A 7,222-nucleotide genomic window follows, 5' to 3' on the forward strand; every position below is an offset into this window, starting at 1 on the left:
CAACGGCTTTCGCCATATCACAAGCTCGGTGAAGCCGGTGCAGACGCCGGCGGACCTGAAGGGCCTAAAGATCCGCGTGCCGGTCAGTCCACTGTGGACCTCGATGTTCAAGGCGTTCGATTCGGCCCCCACCAGCGTGAACTTCAGCGAAGCGTATTCGGCGCTGCAGACCAAGGTGGTAGATGCCGAGGAAAATCCGCTCGCGCTGATCGAGACCGGGCGTTTTTTTGAAGTGCAGAAATACTGCTCGCTGACGCGCCACATCTGGGACGGCTTCTGGTTCCTCGGCAACGCGCGCTCGTGGGGCAGCCTGCCGCCCGATCTGCAAACGATCGTCGCAAAACATCTGAACGCGGCGGCGGTGGCCGAACGCGCCGATATCGCCGCGATGAACGGACAGCTCGAAACCAGTCTCAAGTCGCACGGCATGGTGTTCAACCAGCCCGATACGCAGTCGTTTCGCGCCGTGCTGAAAAAGTCCGGCTTTTACGGGCAATGGCGCAAGGCGTATGGCGACGAGGCGTGGTCGCTGCTCGAGAAGTACACACAGAAGCTCGCATGAAGTTGAGCCGTCAAAGCGATTCAGGAGAACATGCCATGACATCCCAAGTGCATCCCGAGCAGCCGTTCGCCGCCGATATGAGCGGCCCCGCGTCCGGCAGCCGCGCTTCCCCGTCGAAGTTCGCGCGCCTTGGCGGGAGGCTGGAAAGCGTCATCAAGTGGAGCACCGAAGTGCCGGCGGCGATTCTGCTGTTGGCCGAAGTGATCCTGCTGCTCAGCAACGTGTTTTGCCGCTACGTGCTCGAGAACCCGCTGGTCTGGGGCGACGAACTCGCGTCGATGCTGTTCATCTGGCTATCTATGCTCGGCGCCGTGATCGCGCTGCGGCGCGGCGAACACATGCGGTTGTCAATGTTTGTCGCACTGATGTCTCCGCCGGCGCGCCGCTTCGCGGAAACCTTCGGCAACTTCGTCGTCGTGACGTTCGTGCTGCTGCTGGTCGGCCCTGCAACCGACTGGGCGATGAACGAGTGGATCATCACGACACCCGCGCTCGGGCTGCCGAATGCGATCCCAGCAGCGGCGATTCCGGTCGGCTCCGTGCTGATGCTCGCGCTTGCCGTCACGCGGCTGCTCGGACGCGCGACTCTGCGCGACTGCGCTGCGTCGCTTGCGATCGTCGGTGGCCTCGCGGTAGTGCTGTATTTCGCGAGCAGCACGCTCGCGCCGCTGACGGCCGCGAGCCTGATTCTGTTTTTTGTAGTCGGGCTTGTCACGATCATCTGTCTTGGCGTGCCTATCATGGTTGCGTTCGGCGTCTGCACGCTCGCGTATCTCGCGACCGTCACCGGCGCCCCGCTCACCATCGTCGTCAGCACCATGAACCAGGGCATGTCGAGCTTGATCCTGCTCGCAGTACCGCTCTTCGTTCTGCTGGGCGCGCTGATGGAAGCGATGGGTCTCGCGGAAGCGATGATCCGTTTTCTCGCGTCGATGATCGGCCACAAGCGCGGCGGTCTCGCGTACGTGCTGATCGGCGCGATGTATCTGGTGTCGGGGATCTCCGGATCGAAAGTGGCGGACATGGCCGCGCTCGCGCCGGGACTCTTCCCCGAAATGAAAAAGCGCGGCGCGAACGAAGGCGATCTGGTGGCGATGCTGAGCGCCGCCGCGGCGATGTAGGAGACGATCCCGCCGAGCCTCGTGCTGATTACGATCGGTTCCGTCACGGGCGTGTCGATTGCCGCGCTCTTTACCGGCGGCTTCATGCCGGCGGTGGTCGGCGCGGTTGCGCTTGCCGGCGTGATCTGGCTCAAAAGCCGCAAGGAGCGACTGCAGGGCGTGCAGCGCGCGTCGCGTGCCGAGATCGGGCGCTCGCTGCTGATCGCGGTGCCGTCGCTCGCGCTGCCGTTCGTCATTCGCGCGGCGGTCGTCGAAGGTGTCGCGACCGCGACCGAAGTGGCGACGATCGGCGTCGCTTACACGTGCGTGGTCGGGCTGCTGCTGTACCGCCGCTTCGAGTGGAGCCGGCTGTACCCGATTCTGGTCGAGACCGCATCGCTGTCGGGCGCTATCCTGATCATCATCGGCTCTGCAACGGCAATGGGCTGGGCGCTTACGCAGTCCGGCTTCTCGGCGCAGCTCGCGTCGCTGATGGTGGCGTGGTCAGGCGGCAAACTCGGCTTTCTGGCGATTTCGGCAGTTACCTTTGTGATTCTCGGTAGCTTTCTCGAAGGGATTCCGGCTATTGTGCTGTTCGGACCGCTGCTCTTTCCAATTGCCCGCGCAATCGGAATTTCGGAGGTGCACTACGCGATGGTCGTGGTCTTCGCGATGGGCCTCGGACTCTTCGCGCCGCCGCTCGGGCTCGGTTTTTACGCAGCGTGCGCGGTCAGCAAGGTGGATCCGGGCGTGGCGATGCGGCGAGTCTGGCCTTACCTGGGCGCGCTTGCTGCAGCGCTGATCGTGATCGTCGCGGTGCCGTGGGTGTCGGTTGGCTTTCTCCGATGAATGCTATGCAAAAATAGAGGCAACAATGGCAATGAGGAAGGCGATTCACATGAAAACCGACACGACCGGCGTGGTAAACGGCAAGGCCAATGCGCGTGCCCCCGAGGTGATCGCTTCGAAACTCGACGAAATCCGCGACCAGGTGCGCGGCATGATCCAGCGTGGTGAATTGCGGCCCGGCGAGCGGGTCAACGAACAGGCGCTCGCGCAGCATATCGGCGTCGGCCGCAATTCCGCTCGTGAGGCGCTGCGCGCGCTCGAACAGGCTGGGCTTGTACGCATCGTGCCGAATCGCGGCGCCGAGGTGCGGCGGCTGTCGCTCGAGGAAGCGATGGATCTTTACGAAATCCGTGCGGGTCTGGCGCGCACGGCTGGCCGGCTTGCCGCGCTGCGCCTGACCGCCGAAGAGGAACGCTCGCTGTCCGCGCTGATCGACAGCATGGACGCGGCGGTCGCCGCGCGCGACACGCCCGAATATCAGGCGCTGAACACCGAGTTTCACAGTCAGTTGATGAAAGCGACGAAGAATCCGCGGCTCATCAAGATCAATCAGGCCGTCGAGGAAGAACTGACGCTGTATCTGCACAAAGGGGTCTACTCGTACACGCAGATGCAGCGCTCGGCGAAGGAGCACCACGATCTGTTCAATGCGCTACGCACGGGTCACGCGGATGCCGCCGCGCAAGCGTTCGAAAATCACGTGCAGACCGGCAAGAAACGCATGCTCGATACCGTGTCGACAAGCCAGTCGGATCGTTGAGCAGAGATATAACAAACTGGCGCACGCAAGGCGCGCGCCCCCTCATACCCACTGGAGTCGTAGTTGAGGACCATCGTCTTTCTTGATCGCGCGACGCTGTCCGTCGATCTGCCGGATTTTCCGTTTCCCCATCGTTGGATCGAATATCCTTGCACCACACCGGAACAGGTTGTGGAGCGCTGCCGCGACGCGCAGATCGTGGTGACCAACAAGGTGCCATTGCCGGGCGACGCGCTTGCGCAATTACCGCAACTGGAACTCATCGGCGTGCCGGCCGCCGGCGTCAATCATCTGGATCTCGAAACGTGCCGCAAGCGCGGCATTGGCGTGGTCGCATGCCCCGGCTATTCGACGATTTCCGTGCCCGAGCACGCGTTCGCGCTGATGCTCGCGCTGCGTCGCAATCTGGTGCCCTACTGGCGCGACGTTCATGCGGGCGGCTGGAGCGGCTCACCCACCTTCTATGCCGAATTGCACCCGCTCGAGGATCTGTACGGGTCGACGCTCGGCATCGTCGGTGCGGGTCACGGCGGCAAGCGCCTCGCCGAACTGGCCAGCGCTTTCGGCATGCGCGTGCTGTTCGCGGAGCGCAAGCGTGCGAGCGCAGTGCGCGACGGTTACATCGCATTCGACCAGGTGCTGCGCGAGGCCGATACGATCAGCCTGCATTGCCCGCTGACCGACGAAACGCGGCATCTGTTCGGTATCGCCGAGTTCGAGCGGATGAAGCCCAACGCGTCGCTCGTGAATACCGCGCGCGGCGGAATCGTCGACGAAGCGGCGTTGATCGAGGCGCTCGACCGCAAGCTGATCGCGAATGCCGCGCTCGACGTGCTCGAACAGGAACCGCCCGCAGCCAATCATCCTCTGCTGTCCAACCCCCGCACCGATCTGATCGTGACGCCTCATGTCGCATGGCGGACTCAGGTCGCGATGACGCGGCTCGTCACGCAACTCGCGCAAGGGATCGAACAGCATTACGCGCGATGTTGAACGCGACGCAGTTGAACTGCCGCCCCGAAGAGGCCTGACCCGCGCCTCTTTACATGCCGCTCCGCGCCACAGGCGCGGAGTCGCTTCGCAATCAGGCCGGCGGCCGTCACACGTCGCCGTGCTGAATTTTCCTCAGCCGATGCAACTGATGCGGCACGCCGTTCAACGCGTCAGAACTTGTGACGGATTGCAAACCGCACGGTTGCCTGCTGGTTGCTCGACGAAGGCGACAGTCCGTTGATCGCCGCGCGCGCTGCGCGTCCCGTCGAATCGACACCCGACGCATGCTGCAACACACCGAGCAGATACACATCTGTGCGTTTTGAAAGCACATAGTCGGCGCTCACCGCGCCTTGCTGATAAGTTGCACGGCTCGTCGTGCCGCCGTCGGTATAGGTGTAAGCGGCGGCGAGCGACAGCGCGGGCGTTACCGCGTACTGCAGGCCGAGTTCCGCGCTGTTGAACGTGGCCGTGCCGCTCAGTCCGGCCGGGTTCAATGCCGATACGATGCCGCTCAGGCTGTTGTACCGCGTGTTCGCATAGACGGCGTTCAGCATCGCCGCGCCGATGGTGTAGGTCGCACCGGCCGTCAGCACCGCTTCGCTTTGGGCCGACGCGTAGCCGTTGATCACCGGCGAGCTGCCCAGGTTGTTGCTAGCCGCCGTCGCGCCCACCGCGGTGCCGAAGAACGACGCGTTCGGATTGTGCGCGTTCAGATAAGCGACGCCGAGATTTAGCGGGCCGTGCGTATAACCGGCGCCGATCGAATAGATCTGGTTCGCCCCAATGCTGCCCGGTACGCCGCCGAAGCTATACATGCCCTCGGCCGAAAAGCCAGCATAGTTCGCGGTCTGGTACTTGACCGAGTTGTTCACGCGGTTCGTATTGTTCAGGTTGTCGAGGTCGCCCGGATGCGCGCCGAGATTGCCGGCGAACATCGCACCTGAGGTGAGCGGATGGACGTAATCGATCATCGGATCGTACTGACGGCCGGCTGTAAGCGTGCCGTACGGCGTCGAGACGCCGACGAACGCCTGGCGGCCGAACTCGAGCGAGCCCTGGCCCAGCTTGCCGCCGTTGACGTCGAACCCATTCTCCAGCACGAACAGCGCGCTGAAGCCTCCGCCGAGATCTTCGTTGCCGCGCAGGCCCCAGCGGCTGCCGCTCAGCACGCCGCTCAACATCCCGTACTGCTGATGACCGTTGCCCGGGCTCGTCTGCACGTTGCTCGTGTAGTTGACCCCGTCATCGATGATCCCGTATAGCGTGACGCTGCTTTGCGCATAGGTGCTGCCCGCCGCCGTGGCGGCGGCCGTCGCCGCGAGGGCACAGAGCGTGCGCATGAACATCCGGCCAGCCGACGCGTGCGCCGACGCTGCGTGCCCGGGAGGGTGTTTCGGTGATGCGTTCAGAAGCTGATTCACTGCTGAGTCTCCTTTCACTTGTTGTTGGACGGAGTGGATGTTGCGCATGCCTGGAAACGGTGCGCGCAACAGGACAAGCGGCAAGGCGCGGCGCGCCCTGTCGCAGGAAAAGTTGGACCTTCGGGGTACTAAGTTCGATGGCTGGACGTTCGCACGGCCGTTCGTTGCAAGTTCATCTGCGTCTCCGTTTTTCTTGTTTTGACTGTCTACATTGTCTTTTTTAATAACAACACCTTGACACCAATGTGTCAACACTTTTAAAGTTCGTGTAGACAATAAAACAAAGCCCTTCGCCTTGCATCGTGCGGCTCTTCATCGGCTCGCGGAGCAATGCGCTCATTTCCACAACGGAGACAAGATGAACCAGCTTTCACGCCGCGCCTTCCTGCAGAGTTTCGGTGCCGTGTCGATCGCCGTGGCAGGTGCCGGCGGCGCATTGCTCACACCGCGCTCGTCGTTTGCGCAGAGCGCGCAATACAAGCTGAAGTACGCGAACAACATGCCGCTCTCGCATCCGATGAACGTGCGTGCGAAAGAAGCCGCTGCTGCGATCAGCAAGGAAAGTAACGGCCGCATCGATTTGCAGATCTTCCCGAACAGCCAGATGGGAAGCGACACCGATATGCTCTCGCAGGTGCGTTCCGGCGCGATCGATTTCCTGACCGAAGGCGGCGACATCATGTCGTCGCTCGTGCCGGTCGCGGGGATCAACGGTGTCGGGTTTGCGTTCAACGATTACAACGAGGTATGGGCCGCGATGGACGGCGACCTCGGCAAGTACATCCGCAACGCGATCTCCAAGGTCGGCCTCGTCGCGATGGACAAGACGTGGGATAACGGCTTTCGGCAGGTGACGAGTTCACTCAGGCCGATCAATACGCCGGCCGACCTGAAGGGCCTGAAAATCCGCGTTCCGGTGAGCCCACTGTGGACGGCGCTGTTCAAGGCGCTCGGCGCGGCGCCGACCAGCGTCAACTTCAACGAAGCCTATTCGGCCATGCAGACGAAGGTGGTCGATGCTGAAGAAAATGCGCTGACGCTGATCGAAACCTCGCGCTTCTATGAAGTGCAGAAGTACTGCTCTTTGACCAACCACATATGGAGCGGCTTCTGGTTCCTGGCGAACGAGCGCTCGTGGGACAAGCTGCCGCCGGAAATGCAGGCGATCGTCGCAAAACATGTGAACGCCGCGGCGATGAACCAGCGCGCCGACGTCGCCGCGCTGGACGCGACGCTGCAAACCAAGCTGAAGTCGCAGGGGATGGTTTTCAACAAGCCGGATGTCGCGCCGTTCCGCGCCGTGCTGCAAAAGGCCGGGTTCTACCAGCAATACCGGAAGCAGTACGGCGACGAGGCGTGGTCGCTGCTCGAGAAGTACACGCATCCGCTTGCCTGACGGCGGGTCGCGCCAGCTCGACGACGCGCGGCCTCAGGCAGCACTACGGCAATCGCGGTATCGGCCGGACCGTCGAAGCCACGACCGGTCTGGCATCGGCTGCAGCGGTTCAACACGGCGCCTCGAGCACAGCTCGCG

The 7,222-nt window shown here is 62.8% G+C and carries 5 protein-coding genes and 1 pseudogene; 5 read left to right on the top strand and 1 reads right to left on the bottom strand.

Annotated elements, in window-relative coordinates:
* The 4 genes and pseudogenes from QOC89_RS20435 to QOC89_RS20450 form a co-directional block, all read left to right on the top strand.
* The coding region (locus QOC89_RS20435) for a TRAP transporter substrate-binding protein (protein WP_323046679.1) at window positions 1-562 on the top strand (562 nt) is incomplete at its 5' end.
* Window positions 563-639: 77 nt separating this feature from the next.
* Window positions 640-2,511 (top strand): annotated as a pseudogene (locus QOC89_RS20440) (TRAP transporter large permease subunit).
* A 49-nt stretch (window positions 2,512-2,560) separates the two neighbouring features.
* Entirely contained in the window at window positions 2,561-3,271 is a 711-nt protein-coding gene (locus tag QOC89_RS20445; RefSeq protein WP_323046680.1) for a GntR family transcriptional regulator, read from the top strand.
* A gap of 63 nt (window positions 3,272-3,334) precedes the next feature.
* Window positions 3,335-4,264: a D-2-hydroxyacid dehydrogenase gene (locus tag QOC89_RS20450; RefSeq protein WP_323046681.1), complete on the top strand. Its 930-nt coding sequence runs from the start codon at window positions 3,335-3,337 to the stop codon at window positions 4,262-4,264.
* A 170-nt stretch (window positions 4,265-4,434) separates the two neighbouring features.
* Here the strand turns inward: QOC89_RS20450 and QOC89_RS20455 are convergent, their stop codons facing one another.
* Window positions 4,435-5,607 carry a porin gene (locus QOC89_RS20455; RefSeq protein WP_416340430.1) on the bottom strand — a complete coding sequence of 391 codons (1,173 nt, stop codon included), beginning with the start codon at window positions 5,605-5,607 and terminating at the stop codon, window positions 4,435-4,437.
* 439 nt (window positions 5,608-6,046) lie between these two features.
* Here QOC89_RS20455 and QOC89_RS20460 point away from each other — a divergent pair, with 439 nt between their 5' ends.
* Window positions 6,047-7,084 (top strand): TRAP transporter substrate-binding protein, encoded by a 1,038-nt coding sequence (locus tag QOC89_RS20460; protein ID WP_323046682.1) that lies wholly within the window; start codon window positions 6,047-6,049, stop codon window positions 7,082-7,084.
* The last annotated feature ends 138 nt before the right edge of the window (window positions 7,085-7,222 follow it).

Origin of the sequence: Paraburkholderia sp., assembly GCF_034668105.1 — a bacterium.
In the GTDB taxonomy this organism is placed as follows: Bacteria; Pseudomonadota; Gammaproteobacteria; order Burkholderiales; family Burkholderiaceae; genus Paraburkholderia.